The sequence below is a fragment of the Streptomyces sp. NPDC023157 genome (assembly GCF_055560575.1).
On the sequence record NZ_JBVHIL010000004.1, the window covers coordinates 153,769 to 169,454 of the forward strand.

The 15,686-nt window shown below is 73.2% G+C and carries 11 protein-coding genes; 7 read left to right on the top strand and 4 right to left on the bottom strand.

Annotated elements, in window-relative coordinates; genetic code table 11:
* Positions 1–352: 352 nt before the first annotated feature.
* Together ACZ3ZE_RS15655 and ACZ3ZE_RS15660 are read left to right on the top strand one after the other, a co-directional pair.
* Positions 353–2,107: an acetyl/propionyl/methylcrotonyl-CoA carboxylase subunit alpha gene (locus ACZ3ZE_RS15655; RefSeq protein WP_361175859.1), complete on the top strand. Its 1,755-nt coding sequence runs from the start codon at positions 353–355 to the stop codon at positions 2,105–2,107.
* Positions 2,108–2,206: 99 nt separating this feature from the next.
* On the top strand, positions 2,207–2,752 hold the full coding sequence (locus tag ACZ3ZE_RS15660; protein WP_361625444.1) for a TetR/AcrR family transcriptional regulator: 546 nt from the start codon (positions 2,207–2,209) through the stop codon (positions 2,750–2,752).
* Positions 2,753–2,813: 61 nt separating this feature from the next.
* Here ACZ3ZE_RS15660 and ACZ3ZE_RS15665 read toward each other — a convergent pair whose 3' ends face one another.
* Both ACZ3ZE_RS15665 and ACZ3ZE_RS15670 read right to left on the bottom strand, forming a co-directional pair.
* Positions 2,814–3,764 carry a DeoR/GlpR family DNA-binding transcription regulator gene (locus ACZ3ZE_RS15665; RefSeq protein ID WP_442305467.1) on the bottom strand — a complete coding sequence of 317 codons (951 nt, stop codon included), beginning with the start codon at positions 3,762–3,764 and terminating at the stop codon, positions 2,814–2,816.
* 258 nt (positions 3,765–4,022) lie between these two features.
* On the bottom strand, positions 4,023–5,462 hold the full coding sequence (locus tag ACZ3ZE_RS15670) for an NAD(P)H-quinone dehydrogenase (protein ID WP_361175849.1): 1,440 nt from the start codon (positions 5,460–5,462) through the stop codon (positions 4,023–4,025).
* A 341-nt stretch (positions 5,463–5,803) separates the two neighbouring features.
* On the opposite strand from ACZ3ZE_RS15670, the gene ACZ3ZE_RS15675 reads away from it, so the two are divergent.
* The 5 genes from ACZ3ZE_RS15675 (at position 5,804) to ACZ3ZE_RS15695 (ending at position 14,208) form a co-directional block, all read left to right on the top strand.
* On the top strand, positions 5,804–6,241 hold the full coding sequence (locus ACZ3ZE_RS15675; protein WP_361175846.1) for a gamma-glutamylcyclotransferase family protein: 438 nt from the start codon (positions 5,804–5,806) through the stop codon (positions 6,239–6,241).
* Positions 6,242–6,530: 289 nt separating this feature from the next.
* Entirely contained in the window at positions 6,531–7,334 is an 804-nt protein-coding gene (locus tag ACZ3ZE_RS15680) for a purine-nucleoside phosphorylase (protein WP_361175843.1), read from the top strand.
* Between the two features lie 231 nt (positions 7,335–7,565).
* A complete protein-coding gene (locus ACZ3ZE_RS15685; RefSeq protein WP_361175840.1) occupies positions 7,566–9,221 on the top strand; it encodes a phospho-sugar mutase in 1,656 nt (551 codons plus the stop codon).
* Positions 9,222–9,433: 212 nt separating this feature from the next.
* Positions 9,434–10,618, top strand: a complete 1,185-nt coding sequence (locus ACZ3ZE_RS15690) for a hypothetical protein (RefSeq protein WP_467259788.1) — start codon at positions 9,434–9,436, stop codon at positions 10,616–10,618.
* 245 nt (positions 10,619–10,863) lie between these two features.
* Positions 10,864–14,208: a FlgD immunoglobulin-like domain containing protein gene (locus ACZ3ZE_RS15695; protein WP_467259403.1), complete on the top strand. Its 3,345-nt coding sequence runs from the start codon at positions 10,864–10,866 to the stop codon at positions 14,206–14,208.
* A gap of 99 nt (positions 14,209–14,307) precedes the next feature.
* Here the strand turns inward: ACZ3ZE_RS15695 and ACZ3ZE_RS15700 are convergent, their stop codons facing one another.
* Positions 14,308–14,955 (bottom strand): PH domain-containing protein, encoded by a 648-nt coding sequence (locus ACZ3ZE_RS15700; RefSeq protein ID WP_361175834.1) that lies wholly within the window; start codon positions 14,953–14,955, stop codon positions 14,308–14,310.
* Between the two features lie 34 nt (positions 14,956–14,989).
* Positions 14,990–15,610, bottom strand: a complete 621-nt coding sequence (locus ACZ3ZE_RS15705; protein ID WP_361625450.1) for a class F sortase — start codon at positions 15,608–15,610, stop codon at positions 14,990–14,992.
* Between the last annotated feature and the right edge of the window lie 76 nt (positions 15,611–15,686).

Genomic DNA, 15,686 nt, shown 5'->3' on the forward strand with positions numbered 1-15,686 from the left:
GCTGTTACCTCCGGTACGTACGACAGGGCGAAGGCTACTGGCCGGTAAAACCCTGGACAAGGGTTCGTGCCGTGGAGCGGAACGGCGGCGCTCGGGCAAAGAATGATTGCGCCATTCGTAGGGACTCCACAAAGAAACCCATTTGGCGACTGGTCGCGCGAACAGAGACCTGCGCCACACCTCGGAGCTACTGTGCCGTAAAGAAACCCTGCGTACCGTGGTGCGACAAGGGATTTCACGACCCGAGCAGGCCTCGTATCACGCTCCGTGTGGGCAAGCTCACCACTGGGGACGGGTCGAAAGGCCGTGTCGGCAGTCCCTAAACTCAGCTTGTTTCAAGGAGGGAGCCATCGTGCGCAAGGTGCTCATCGCCAACCGTGGCGAAATCGCTGTCCGCGTCGCCCGGGCCTGCCGGGACGCCGGGATCGCCAGCGTAGCCGTCTACGCCGATCCGGACCGGGACGCTCTGCACGTCCGCGCGGCCGACGAGGCGTTCGCCCTGGGCGGTGACACCCCGGCCACCAGTTACCTGGACATGGCCAAGGTGCTCCAGGCGGCCGCGGATTCCGGCGCCGACGCGATCCACCCGGGCTACGGCTTCCTTTCCGAGAACGCCGAGTTCGCCCAGGCCGTCCTCGACGCCGGCCTCACCTGGATCGGCCCGCCGCCGCAGGCCATCCGCGACCTCGGTGACAAGGTCGCCGCGCGCCACATCGCGCAGCGCGCCGGCGCCCCGCTGGTCGCCGGCACCCCGGACCCGGTCTCGGGCGCCGACGAGGTCGTCGCCTTCGCCGAGGAGCACGGCCTGCCGATCGCGATCAAGGCCGCCTTCGGTGGCGGTGGCCGCGGTCTGAAGGTCGCCCGCACCCTCGAAGAGGTGCCGGAGCTCTACGACTCCGCCGTCCGCGAGGCCGTCGCCGCCTTCGGCCGCGGCGAGTGCTTCGTCGAGCGCTACCTGGACAAGCCGCGGCACGTCGAGACCCAGTGCCTCGCCGACTCGCACGGCAACGTGGTCGTCGTCTCGACCCGTGACTGCTCCCTCCAGCGCCGGCACCAGAAGCTGGTCGAGGAGGCCCCGGCCCCGTTCCTGTCGGAGGCTCAGAACGCCGAGCTGTACGCGGCGTCCAAGGCCATCCTGAAGGAGGCCGGCTACGTCGGCGCCGGAACCGTCGAGTTCCTGGTCGGCGTCGACGGCACGATCTCCTTCCTGGAGGTCAACACCCGCCTCCAGGTCGAGCACCCGGTCACCGAAGAGGTCACCGGCATCGACCTGGTCCGTGAGATGTTCCGGATCGCCGACGGCGAGGAACTCGGTTACGGCGACCCGGAGATCCGCGGTCACTCCTTCGAGTTCCGCATCAACGGCGAGGACCCGGGCCGCAACTTCCTCCCGGCCCCCGGCACCGTCACCACCTTCGCCGCGCCCACCGGCCCGGGTGTCCGCCTGGACGCCGGCGTCGAGTCCGGCTCGGTCATCGGCCCGGCCTGGGACTCGCTCCTCGCGAAGCTGATCGTCACGGGCGCCACCCGCGAGCAGGCGCTGCAGCGTGCCTCCCGCGCGCTCGCCGAGTTCAAGGTCGAGGGCATGGCGACCGCCATCCCGTTCCACCAGGCCGTCGTGGTCGACCCGGCGTTCACCGCCGACCCGTTCCGCATCCACACCCGTTGGATCGAGACCGAGTTCGTCAACGAGATCAAGCCGTTCGCCCCGGCGGGCGGTGAGGCCGAGGAGGACGAGAGCGGCCGCGAGACGATCGTCGTCGAGGTCGGCGGCAAGCGTCTTGAGGTCTCCCTGCCGTCCTCGCTCGGCATGACGCTGGCCCGCACCGGTCTCGCCGCCGGCGCCAAGCCGAAGCGCCGCGCCGCGAAGAAGTCCGGCCCGACCGCCTCCGGCGACACCCTCGCGTCCCCGATGCAGGGCACCATCGTCAAGGTGGCCGTCGAGGAGGGCCAGGAGGTCAAGGAGGGCGACCTGATCGTCGTCCTGGAGGCCATGAAGATGGAGCAGCCGCTGAACGCGCACCGTTCCGGCACCGTCAAGGGCCTGTCCGCCGAGGTCGGCGCCTCGATCACCTCCGGCGCCGCGATCTGCGAGATCAAGGACTGAACCGGGGCCCCGGACACCGGGGTACGGTACGAAGGGCCCGCAGGCGTCGACCGCCTGCGGGCCCTTCGTCGAACCGGCCCCAGGCATGGAGGAGTACGGATGCGTGCCGACGCGCGCCGGAACCACGAGCGGCTGCTCGCCGAGGCCCGCGCCGCTTTCGCCGCCCACGGGACGGACGCGTCCCTGGAGGACATCGCGCGCCGCGCCGGGGTCGGCATCGGCACCCTGTACCGGCACTTCCCCAGCCGTGAGGCCCTGCTCGGCGCCGTCTTCCAGGACGCCCTGGCCGCGCTCCTGCGCCACTCGGCGGAGCTCGCCGACGCCCCCGAGCCCTGCACGGCCCTCGTCGCCTGGCTGCGCACCCTGATCACCCACGCGGGCGAGTACCGCGGCCTCGCGGTCGCGCTCATGTCCGCGTCGCACGACCGGAGTTCGGCACTCGCCGAGTGCAGCGAGCCGCTCCGGGCGGCGGGCCTGCGCCTGCTCACCCGCGCGCAGGAGGCGGGCGCGGTGCGCGAGGACGTGTCGATCGGCGACCTGATACAGCTCACCAACGCCATCGCCCTGGCCGCCGAACGCTCCCCGGAGGACCCGGAGTTGGCGGACCGACTACTCACGCTGACGTTGCGGGGCATCAAGAGCTGAGCGCGGCATCAAGAGCTGAGCGGCACGGCGGCGGCCGGGGCCCGCACGGACCCCTCGCCGCTCAGCGCCGCCGCATGTCCGCGACCCGCACCGGCCGTTCGGGCGCGAGCACCTCGCCCGCGAGACCACCGGGGCCACCCGGTCCGCCGGGCCCGCCGGGGCCGCCCCGGAACTGCCCGGCCTGCACCCGGCCGCGCTGCCCCGGCAGTGGGACGTCACGGCGCGGGCGGCCGCCCGGGGGGTGCTGGTCGCCTCCGTGCGCCGTGCCCGTGCCGGCCACCGCGATCTGCACGCCCTGGTCGGCCAGGGCCTGGAGCTCGGTGGCGGCCCGCTCGTCGTGGGCGGGGGGCTCGTCGGTGACCAGGCGGGTGATCACGTCGGTCGGCACCGTCTGGAACATGGTGTCGGTACCCAGCTTGGTGTGGTCGGCGAGGACCACCACCTCCGCCGCCGCTTCCACCAGCGCCCGGTCCACGCTCGCGGAGAGCATGTTGGAGGTGGACAGGCCGCGCTCGGCGGTCAGCCCGCTGCCGGACAGGAAGGCCCGGGAGACCCGCAGCCCCTGGAGCGACTGCTCGGCCCCGCTGCCCACGAGCGCGTAGTTGGAGCCGCGCAGGGTGCCGCCGGTCATGACGACCTCCACCCGGTTGGCGTGGGCGAGGGCCTGGGCGACGAGCAGGGAGTTGGTGACGACGGTGAGCCCGGGCACCCGGGCGAGCCGGCGGGCCAGCTCCTGCGTGGTGGTTCCCGCGCCGACGACGATGGCCTCGCCCTCTTCGACGAGGCTCGCGGCCATGTCGGCGATGGCGGTCTTCTCGGCGGTCGCGAGATGGGATTTCTGCGGGAAGCCGGACTCGCGCGTGAATCCGCCCGGCAGCACCGCACCGCCGTGGCGGCGGTCGAGGAGTCCTTCTGCCTCAAGCGCCCGCACGTCTCGCCGTACGGTCACTTCTGAGGTCTGGACGACGCGGGCGAGCTCACGGAGCGACACTGCTCCATTGGCCCGCACCATTTCGAGGATCAACTGGCGACGTTCTGCAGCGAACACGAAACTGACAGTAACGTGAGCGGCCGATACTTTTCAGCACTATGCGCCGAATTGCAGAAGATGCGCACAGGCGGGGTCCCCAAGTGGTATGGGAGACCCCGCCTTTGATGTGTCCACCGCCAGGACTATGCCCCGCCTTGCCGGGGGTTGTCCGACTCGGCGAACCGTTCCCGCAGGCGGGAGCGGTGCCGGGCCGTCCCGGAGCGGGACGCCGGGAGGGTGTTACGCCTCGGCCGTCGTCTTTCGGGTGTGCAACTGCCGTGCCACTTCCGCGATCGAGCCCGACAGGGAGGGGTACACGGTGAAAGCATTTGCGATCTGTTCGACGGTCAGATTGTTGTCGACCGCGATCGAGATCGGGTGGATCAGCTCGCTCGCACGGGGCGCGACGACACAGCCGCCGACCACGATGCCGGTGCCCGGGCGGCAGAAGATCTTGACGAAGCCGTCCCGGATGCCCTGCATCTTCGCGCGGGGGTTGCGCAGCAGCGGCAGCTTGACGGCCCGGGCGTCGATCTTGCCCGCGTCCACGTCGGCCTGGGTGTAGCCGACGGTGGCGATCTCCGGGTCGGTGAAGACGTTCGAGGAGACCGTCTTCAGGTTGAGCGGGGCCACCGCGTCGCCCAGGAAGTGGTACATGGCGATGCGGCCCTGCATGGCGGCGACCGAGGCGAGCGCGAAGACGCCGGTGACGTCGCCCGCCGCGTACACGCCGGGGGCGGAGGTGCGGGAGACCTTGTCGGTCCAGATGTGACCGGAGTCCTTCAGCCGGACACCGGCCTCCTCCAGGCCCATGCCGGCCGAGTTCGGGATGGCGCCGACGGCCATGAGGCAGTGGGTGCCGGAGATGACCCGGCCGTCCGAGAGGGTGACCTCGACGCGGTCGCCGACCCGTTTGGCGGACTCCGCGCGGGAGCGGGCCATGACGTTCATGCCGCGGCGGCGGAACACGTCTTCCAGGACGGCGGCGGCGTCGGGGTCCTCGCCCGGCAGCACGCGGTCGCGGGAGGAGACCAGGGTGACCCGGGAGCCGAGCGCCTGGTAGGCGCCGGCGAACTCGGCGCCGGTGACGCCGGAGCCGACCACGATGAGCTCCTCGGGGAGCTCCTTGAGGTCGTAGACCTGGGTCCAGTTCAGGATCCGCTCGCCGTCCGGCTTGGCGTCGGGCAGCTCGCGCGGGTGGCCGCCGGTGGCGATCAGGACCGCGTCGGCGGTGATCGTCTCCTCGCTGCCGTCGGCGGCGGTCACGATCACCTGGCGGGAGCCGTCCATGGCCTGCCGACCGGAGAGCCGGCCGCGGCCGCGCAGCACCCGGGCGCCGGCCCGGGTGACGGAGGCGGTGATGTCGTGCGACTGGGCGAGCGCGAGGCGCTTCACCCGTCGGTTGACCTTCCCGAGGTCGACGCCGACGACCCGGGCCGCCTGCTCCAGGTGGGGGGTGTCGTCCGCGACGATGATGCCCAGCTCCTCGTACGAGGAGTCGAAGGTCGTCATCACCTCCGCGGTGGCGATGAGGGTCTTGGAGGGGACGCAGTCGGTCAGGACGGACGCCCCGCCCAGACCGTCGCAGTCGACGACGGTCACCTCCGCGCCGAGTTGGGCGCCCACGAGGGCCGCCTCGTAGCCGCCGGGGCCGCCGCCGATGATCACGATCCGGGTCACTGGGATCTACGCCTCGCGCTCTCGTTCTGCCGGGGGGTCCCCCGCTGGGCTGCAGTGCGTACGCCATTGTCCCGCACGCTTCAAGTGCGTACCCCATTGTCCCGTACGCGCCGGGGAGCCACGCGCCGGGGGCGCACCGGCGGCCCATCGCACCCCCGGGCCGCCCCTGTCGGACCTCCCGCGGACCCCCCCGGGGACCTCCCGCAGGCTCCCCGCGGACCTCCGGCCGGCCTCCGGTCGGGCCTCCCCCGGACCTCCGGCCGGCCTCCGGAGCCGTCCCGGGCAAGCCCCCTACCACGGACTTCGTCATCCACCCCGCCCCCTCCCGTACCCTCGGTCCCATGTCGCTCTACGCCGCCTACGCCGGCAACCTCGACGCGCGGCTCATGACGCGCCGCGCACCGCACTCGCCGCTGCGCGGCACCGGCTGGCTGAACGGCTGGCGTCTGACCTTCGGCGGGGAGCAGATGGGCTGGGAGGGTGCGCTGGCCACGGTCGTGGAGGCGCCGCGCTCCCAGGTCTTCGTCGCCCTGTACGACATCGCGCCGATGGACGAGGACTCGCTGGACCGCTGGGAGGGCGTCGGCCTCGACATCTACCGGCGGATGCGGGTGCGGGTGCACACCCTGGACGGCGAGGAGCCGGCCTGGATGTACGTGCTCAACGCGTACGAGGGCGGGCTGCCGTCCGCGCGCTACCTGGGCGAGGTCGCCGACGCGGCGGAGTCGGCCGGCGCGCCGCACGACTACGTGATGGAGCTGCGCAAGCGCCCGTGCTGACGCCGGGCGCCGGGGTGCTCCGGGACTCCGCGGAGCACTCCCCCGGGCCCGCGCGTCCACACGCGCCGGGAACCCGCCTGTCGGAAACGCGCCCTTCCGCGACGCGTGCGCGGGAAACACGCGCGCGGGAAACACGTTCGTGGGACGTTCGTGGGAAACGACAAGACAACGATCGCAGCTCCGTCCGCAACGTCATCTACGCGCGTAGGGATTCTCCGGCTAGGCTGCTGCGCGTATCAAATCCGTCCGGGGCTCCCCTCGGACCCCCCTCCCCGAGGCGAGAGAGCCAGTGAACGCAACTGCCACCCCGTACGAGGCCGCCGAGGCCGCTGCCACGCGCCTTCGCGAGCTGACCGGAGTCGAGAACCACGACGTCGTCCTGGTCATGGGCTCCGGCTGGGCGCCGGCCGTCGACGCGCTGGGCGCCCCCGAGGCCGAGTTCCCCGTCACCGAGCTGCCCGGCTTCCCGCCGCCGGCCGTCGAGGGCCACGGCGGCAAGGTCCGCTCGTACAAGATCGGCGAGAAGCGCGTCCTGGTCTTCCTCGGCCGCACCCACTACTACGAGGGCCGTGGCGTCGCCGCCGTCGCCCACGGCGTCCGCACCGCCGTCGCCGCGGGCTGCAAGACCGTCATCCTGACCAACGGCTGCGGCGGTCTGCGCGAGGGCATGCGCCCCGGCCAGCCGGTCCTGATCAGCGACCACCTCAACCTGACGGCCGCCTCCCCGATCGTCGGCGCCAACTTCGTCGACCTCACCGACCTGTACTCGCCGCGCCTGCGCGCGCTGTGCAAGGAGGTCGACGAGACGCTGGAGGAGGGCGTGTACGTCCAGTTCCCCGGCCCGCACTACGAGACCCCGGCCGAGATCAACATGGTCCGCGTCATGGGCGGCGACCTGGTCGGCATGTCCACCGTCCTGGAGGCCATCGCGGCCCGTGAGGCCGGCGCCGAGGTCCTGGGCATCTCCCTGGTCACCAACCTGGCCGCCGGGCTCTCGGGCGAGCCGCTGAACCACGAGGAAGTGCTCCAGGCGGGGCGCGACTCCGCCGCCCGCATGGGCGAGCTGCTGACGCGGGTCCTCGACCGGATCTGAGTTTCTCCCCCCACCCGCCCCTTCCCGTAACCGGGGGCTCCGCCCCCGGACCCCCGCGCCTCGAACGCCGGCGTGGCTGAATGTGGTGGGCCATCCAGCCCGCCCGGCGATCGAGGGCACGGCCGCAGGCCGTACGGGGGTCTGGGGGCCCGCCCCCAGTTCGGGAAGGGGCGGGGTGGGGAAAGAACACGCCCTGCCCTCTCCGCCGTACCCTCCGAAAGGCACACCACCGTGACGACGCAGGACGACCTCCTCGCCCGGGCCCAGGCGTGGCTCGCCGAGGACCCCGACCCGGAGACCCGCGAGGAGCTCGGCGCGCTCCTGGACCGCGGGGCCGTCGACGAGCTCGCCGACCGTTTCGCCGGCCGGCTCCAGTTCGGCACCGCCGGCCTCCGCGGCGAGCTGGGCGCCGGCCCGATGCGGATGAACCGCGCGGTGGTCATCCGCGCGGCCGCCGGGCTCGCCGCGTACCTCAAGGCGAAGGGCGAGAGCGGCGGCCTGGTCGTCATCGGCTACGACGCCCGCTACAAGTCCGCCGACTTCGCCCGTGACACGGCCGCCGTGATGACCGGCGCCGGGCTGCGCGCGGCCCTCCTGCCGCGCCCGCTGCCGACGCCCGTCCTGGCGTACGCGATAAGGCATCTGGGCGCCGTCGCGGGTGTCGAGGTGACCGCGAGCCACAACCCGCCGCGCGACAACGGCTACAAGGTGTACCTGGGCGACGGCTCGCAGATCACGCCGCCCGCCGACGTGGAGATCGCCGCCGAGATCGACGCGGTGCGCGCGCTGGCCGACGTGGACCGTCCGGAGGCCGGCTGGGAGACCCTCGGCGACGAGGTCCTGGAGGCGTACCTGGCGCGTACGGACGCCGTGCTGACCCCCGGCTCCCCCCGTACCGTGCGGACCGTCTACACGGCCATGCACGGCGTCGGCAAGGACGTCCTGACGGCGGCCTTCGGCAGGCACGGCTTCCCGCCGCCGGCGCTGGTCGCGGAGCAGGCGGAGCCGGACCCGGCGTTCCCGACGGTCGCGTTCCCCAACCCGGAGGAGCCGGGCGCCATGGACCTCGCCTTCGAGGCGGCCAGGGCCGTGGACCCCGACATCGTGATCGCCAACGACCCGGACGCCGACCGCTGCGCGGTGGCCGTGCCGGACGCGTCGGTGGAGGGCGGCTGGCGGATGCTGCGCGGCGACGAGGTCGGCGCGCTGCTGGCGGCGCACCTCGTGCACAAGGGCGCGCGGGGCGTGTTCGCCGAGTCGATCGTGTCGTCCTCGCTGCTCGGCCGGATCGCGGAGGCGGCGGGCGTCGGGTATGAGGAGACGCTGACCGGCTTCAAGTGGATCGCCCGTGTCGAGGGCCTGCGGTACGGCTACGAGGAGGCGCTGGGCTACTGCGTCGACCCGGACGGCGTCCGCGACAAGGACGGCATCACGGCGGCGCTGCTCGTCGCCGAGCTGGCCTCGGTGCTCAAGGAGCAGGGTCGCACCCTGACCGACCTGCTGGACGACCTGGCGGTGGCCCACGGGCTGCACGCCACGGACCAGCTGTCGGTGCGCGTGGAGGACCTGAGCCTGATCGCCGACGCGATGGCGGCGCTGCGCGCGAAGCCGCCGGTGCGCCTGGCGGGCCTGACGGTCGTCTCGGCGGAGGACCTGACGAAGGGCACGGAGTCGCTGCCGCCGACCGACGGTCTGCGCTACCACCTGGAGGGTGCCTACAAGGCCCGGGTGATCGTCCGCCCGTCCGGCACCGAGCCGAAGATCAAGTGCTACCTGGAGGTCGTGGTCCCGGTCGCCGACGCGAGCGAGCTGGCGGCGGCCCGGGCGACCGGCGCCGAGGTGCTGGCCGCGATCAAGAAGGACCTGGCGGAGGCCGCCGGCCTGTAGCGGCCGCCCCGGAGGGGCCCGTACGGATCGTTTCCGTACGGGCCCCTCCGGCGTTCGCTCCGGCATTCCCTCCGGCGTTCCCCCGGGGGAGCTTCCCGCGGCTCCCCCGGCACTCCCCCGCGACTCCCCTTTCGGGTGAACCGGGTACGGCAGGTGACGTAAGGCGCGCCCCGCGTCCGCGCGCGCGGGGCGAGGGTGACCCGGTGTCCCCCGTGCCGTCCCAGCTGACCCCCCGTCCCCGCCCCCGCCGTACCGTCCCCGCCGCGCGCGGCCCCGCTCCCCTGCCGAACCGGCGGCTGCCCGGTCTGCTGCGGCACGCGACCCCGGCGCTGCTCGGCTATCTGGCGGTACGGCTGCTCGGTCTGCTGGTGCTGGCCCGCTGGGCGCACCTCAAGGGGCACGGGGTGTGGCCGACGCTGGCGACCTCCTGGGACTCGCACTGGTACCTGGGGATCGCCGACCACGGCTACGACGCCGAGCTGGGCACCCGTACGAACCACAACAACCTGGCGTTCTTCCCGCTGTTCCCGCTGCTGATCAAGGCCGTCGCGGGGGTGACCCCGGGGTCGCGCGCCTCCGTCGGCCTGGTGCTCGCGTGGGGGTGCTCGCTGGTCGCCGCCTGGGGGGTCTTCGCGGTCGGCGACCGGCTGCACGGGCGCCGTACGGGCACGGTCCTGGCGGTGCTGTGGGGGGCGCTGCCGGTCGCGGTGGTGCAGTGGATGGGCTACACCGAGTCGCTGTTCACGGCGCTCGCCGCCTGGGCGCTGTACGCCGTCCTGGCGGGCCGCTGGGCGTGGGCGGCGGGGCTCGCGGTGGCGGCGGGGCTGACCCGGCCGACCGGGGTCGCGGTCGCGGCGGCGATGTCGGTGGCCGCGCTGCTCGCGGTCCGGCGCGGCGAGCGACGGGCACTGCCGGCCGCTCTGGCGGCTCCGCTGGGCTGGTTCGGCTATGTGACGTGGGTCGGGGTGCGGCTGGGTCGCTGGGACGGCTACTTCGCGGTGCAGCGGCTGTGGACCAACGAGTGGGACGGGGGCGCGGACACCTTGCGGGAGCTGCGCGGGCTGCTCGTCTACGCGCGCCATCCGCAGCTGTTCCTGGTGGTGGTCTCGCTGGTCCTGGTGGTGTCGGCGGGTCTGTTCCTGCTCTGCGTGGCGTACCGGCAGCCGCTGCCGCTGCTGGTCTTCTCGGGGGTGCTGCTGCTGGTCGTCCTGGGGAGCGGCGGTGTCTATTTCCCGCGCGCCCGCTTCCTCCTGCCGGGTTTCCCGCTGCTCCTCCCGGTGGCCTTGGCGCTGGCCCGCGCGCGGCGCCCGGCGGCGGTCCTGGTGCTGACGGGGGCGGCCCTGTCCTCGGCGTGGCTGGGGGGCTACATGCTGCTGGTGTGGCCGGGGCCGCCGTGAGGGGCGGGCCCCGCAGCGGGCCCGAGTGGTGTCGCAAGCCGCCACGGATCCCTGTCACAGAACTGTGACGAACAGGGACGAGGTTGTGACGATCGACCTGGGGTTCGAACGGAGACGGAGGTTTTAACCTCGGGAGGTTGACACGTGAACGACTAGTGACTCTGAGGGGGGACACTGTGCGTGACACACGATCAGGCAGGTCCGGAACGGCCCGCGGCAGACGTCTGACGGCGACCACGGTCGCCGTGACGGCGGCCGTCGCCTCGCTCGCACCGCTCGCCGGGGGGACGGCGGTCGCGGCGGAGGCGACCACGGCACAGGCACAGGCCCAGGCACCGCTGACGATCGCGCCCGAGCACTTCCCGAGTCCGGGCAAGCTGCGTTTCGCCGGGGCGACCGGCTTCCTGCACGAGGACTCCCGCGGCTTCTCCTGGGTGCCGTACGCGGGCGGGAAGACCACCCGGTTCGCCCCCGACCGCTCGTACGCGCTGCACGGCGGCGGCGGTGACGTCATCGCGCGCCAGTACAACGACAGGGTCGTCCTCCAGGACGGGCCCACCGGCCCCGAGCGGACGGTGACGATCCCGCAGCGGCAGTACTTCGCGAGCGTCCAGGGCGGCAAGGTCATCACCAACGGCGAGGACAAGGCCGTCCACGTCCTGTCGGTCGAGAACGGCGTCCAGAAGGACGTGAAGGTGCTCTCCCCGGCCGGATCGGCCTGGATCTCCACGGTTTCACTGCGCTCCGGCCGGCAGGGCGACGGGCAGGGCTTCTTCGTCGCCTACTCACTGAACGGCAAGACGCTCCTCGGCTGGGTCGCCTTCGCCGATCCGGTCGTCAAACCCACCGCGATCCCGTTCGACACCACCGGCTACGCCCCCGACGTCTCCGGGACCCGCGCCTCCAGCTGGGACGGGAGGACCAAGCAGCTCAAGGTCTGGGACCTGACCGGCGACCTCACCCGGCCCACGGCGGAGATCCCGGTGCCCGAGGGGAACCCGGTGGCGCTGGTGGGCCAGGACGTCCTGGTGGTGACGAAGGTCGAGCTGGGCGACGTCCCGTACGTGCTGTACCCGCTGGCGGGCGGGGCGCCCCGCCCGGCCTTCGACGCGGCCGACGTCGTCCCCACCGCCGACGGCGGCGTCCTCGCCACGGTCACGGGCGCGGACGAGCGGCCCGCCGTCCACAAGGTCACCGTCCCCGGGCCCGGCTCGGCGCCGGTCCTCACCAAGCTCTACGACACCCCGGACACGGTCGCCCAGACCCGGCGGCTCGCCGTCGCCCAGGGCGAGCTGCACGCGGCGGAGCACCGGGGCCTGGACGACATGTACGGCCGGGTGACCAGCCGGAAGCTCACCGTCGCCGGCGAGCTCTCCGTGGGCCCGAAGACCGACCGGGGGTACGAGCACGAGACCGCCATCCCCGGCAGCTGCCTCCCGGGGTGCGTGCCCGTGAAGCCCACCGGCGACGGGCGGCTGGTCTTCCAGGCGTACCCGGGCAGCCTGTACGTGGTCGACCCGGGCGGCGGCCTGGACGACCGCGACTGGACCGGTGCCGAGCCCGAGAAGTACGGCGAGGAGTTCCTGCTCTCGGGCCGCTACGTGTCGTACATCGCGCGCGTCAACTCGGGCCCGGCCGTCACCCGCGAGGTCCTCGACCTCGACAGCCGCAAGGTCGTGTTCCGCCGCGACCTCGGCACCCGGCAGACCTCGCTCGACGGCGACACCCTGTGGGCCGAGTCCACCGCCACCGGCACCGTCGACGCGGTCGACGTCCGCACCGGCACGACGAGGCGCACGGTGAAGCTGGCCGGCTGCGACCTCACCGGGCTCCAGGTCGTGGGCTCCTTCGCGTACTGGAAGTGCGCGTCGAGCACGGGCGTGAAGAACCTCGACACCCTCGCGAACGTCTCCCTGCCGGCGCACACCAACGCCCTGCTCGGCGACGGCTACCTCGCCCACGAGAAGGGCGGCACGGTCTCCGTCACCCCGCTGCGCGGCGGCGGCGCGACCCGTGCGGTGGGGACCGTGGCCGACTCCCGGCCGAACTACGGCTGGACGGTCGACCGCTTCGGCGGCCACGTGAGCCTCGTGGACGCGGACCAGAACATCCACGTCGTGCCGACCGGCGTCCCCGCCTCGCCGCTTCGTCTCCTCGACGCCGAGGAGACGAAGATCCTCGACCGCGGGGCGGCGAAGCCGACGTGGGCCGCGAAGTGGTGGCTGAACAAGCCCGCCGCCTCCTGGCGGATGGACGTCCGCGACAGCGCGGGCACCGTCGTGCGCACCCTTGAGGGCGGCGAGGCCCGCGGCCTGGTGAAGCCCGACTGGGACGGGAAGGACGCGGCCGGGAACGCGCTGCCGGACGGGCTGTACGACTGGACCCTGACGGCCGCCCCGGCGGACGGCGTGGGCCCGGCGCTCACCCGGACCGGCGACGTGGCGCTGGTGCGCGGGCAGTCCACGCTGGCCACCGGGCGGTACGAGCCGGTGACGCCGACGCGCGTGATGGACACCCGCTCCGGCGTCGGTGTCGCCAAGGCGAAGATCGGCGCCGGCAAGACGGTCACCCTGACGGTCGCGGGCAGGGGCGGGGTGCCCGCGAAGGGCGTCTCGGCCGTGGTCCTGAACGTGACGGCGACCAACGCGACGGCGTCGACGTTCGTCTCGGCGTACCCGTACGGGACGACCCGCACCAGCGCGTCGAACCTCAACGTGGTCGCCGGCCGGACCGTCCCGAACCTGGTCGTGGTCCCGGTCAAGGACGGCAAGGTCACCTTCTACAACCGCAACGGCTCGCTCGACCTGCTCGCCGACGTCGCCGGGTACTACACGCTGTCGGGCAAGGGCTCGCTGTACGAGCCGGTGACGCCGAACCGCCTGATGGACACGCGCTCCGGCATCGGCGTGCCGAAGGCGAAGCTGGGCGCGGACAAGACGGTCTCCCTGACGGTCGCGGGCCAGGGCGGCGTCCCCGCCACGGGCGTCACGGCCGTCGTCCTCAACGTCACGGCCACGAACCCGACGGCGTCGACGTTCGTGTCGGCCTACCCGTACGGGACGACCCGCACCAGCGCGTCGAACCTCAACGTGGTCGCGGGCCAGACGGTCCCGAACCTCGTCGTGGTCCCGGTCAAGGACGGCAAGGTCACCTTCTACAACCGCAACGGCTCGCTCGACCTGCTCGCCGACGTCGCCGGGTACTACACCAGCGGCACCACGGGCTCCCTCTACGAGCCGGTCACCCCGGCCCGCCTGATGGACACCCGTAACGGCACCGGCGTCACCAAGGCGAAGGTCGGCGCGGGCGGGACGGTCACCCTGACCGTCGCGGGGAAGGGCGGCGTCCCCGCCACCGGCGTCACGGCCGTCGTCCTCAACGTCACGGCCACCAACCCCACGGCCTCGACGTTCGTCTCCGTCTACCCGTACGGCACGACCCGCACCAGCGCGTCCAACCTCAACGTGGTCGCGGGCCAGACGGTCCCCAACCTCGTCGTGGTCCCGGTCAAGGACGGCAAGGTCACCTTCTACAACCGCAACGGCAGCGTCGACCTCATCGCCGACGTCGCCGGGTTCTACGGCCCCTGACCAAGCGGCTTGGCGACAACGCCCGAGGGCCGGGTGCACACCGTGAGGTGCGCACCCGGCCCTCGGCCGTTCGGGTGGACGGCTCGGTCCGGACCCGCCTCAGCCGGTCACGGAGAGCACGATGAGCAGCACGAGCCCGGCCGCCGCGGGCGCGATGATCTCGTACGCCCAGCGGATCTGCGGCGCGCCCTGCGCCTCGGGGCGCCCGCCACGGCGCTCGGCCAGATCGCGCAGATCGGCGACGGTCTGGTCGGCGGGGGCGGTCCGGGCCTTGGAGTCGGTGACGTCGGCGGTGGCCGACGAGCGGCCGTGCGGGTCGTCCTGGGAGGCGCGCGCGGCCTGGCGGGCGGCGCGCTTGCGCTGGCGCAGGGAGACGGGGATGGCCCACAGCTGGTACGTGGCGCCGTCCTGCGTGAACACCTCGCTGGAGTAGCTGGCGCGGATGTCGGCGACCGAGCCCCAGGGCAGCACGATGCTGCGGAACGGGTTGCGGATCCGCAGCCGCTCGTCGTTGGCGAAGACGGCCGGCCGGATCGTGAAGGCGACGATCAGGGGGACCACGAGGACCAGACCGGCGAGCGCCATCCACGGGACGCGGCCCTCGCCGCGGAACAGCGAGTCGCCGCCGAGGAGCGCGGCGAGGACGAGCAGGGTGACCCCGCCCGCGATGCCCATGCCGGACCGGTAGACGCGGTCGGCGGAGGCGGGCTCGGAGGGCTGCTGGGAGGGCGGCTCGGGGGTCGTCATGGGGCCGATTGTGCCTCAGCGCTCCTCGTTCGGCTCACGCGGCTCGGGTGACCAGATCCGCGTACACGACGATGTTGTCGGGGCGGTGGCCGTCGACCAGCTCGCCGCCGCAGGTGATCAGCCGCAGCTCGGGCCGCCGGGTGTCCCCGTACACCTTGCGGGTCGGGAAGGCGTTCTTGCCGACCTGCTCCAGCTCGCGTACGCGGAAGACGGCGTCGGTGCCGTCGGCGCGGGTGACGGTGACGCGGTCGCCGACGCGGATCCTCGCCACGTCCTTGAGCACGGCGGGCCCCTCGGCGGTGTCGAAGTGCCCGATCAGGACGGCGGGGCCGGTCTCGCCGGGCGTGACGCCCTTGTCGTACCAGCCGATCCGGTCGGCCTGGGCGACCGTGGGCACCTGGACCGTGCCGTCCGGGTTGAGGCCGAGGTCCAGCAGCGGCCCGGCGTCGACGCCCGCCGCGGGCACCCGCACGCGCACCGGCTTCGAGCGCGGCATCGGCGCCGTGGCGAGCTGCGCGGCCGGCGCGGGTGCCGCGGTCGCCGTGACCCGCGGGGCCGGGACGGCGGGCCCCTGGGGCGCCTCGGCGGGCGCGGCGCAGCCCGCGAGCGCGACGGCGGCCGCGGCGAGGGTGAGCAGGAGGGGGCGGCGGTTCATGGGCGTGCTCCGGGAGACGGGAACGGGGTCCGGCGGGCCGCCGAGGAGGAGGGGCGGCCCGCCGTAGGGGTGTGGG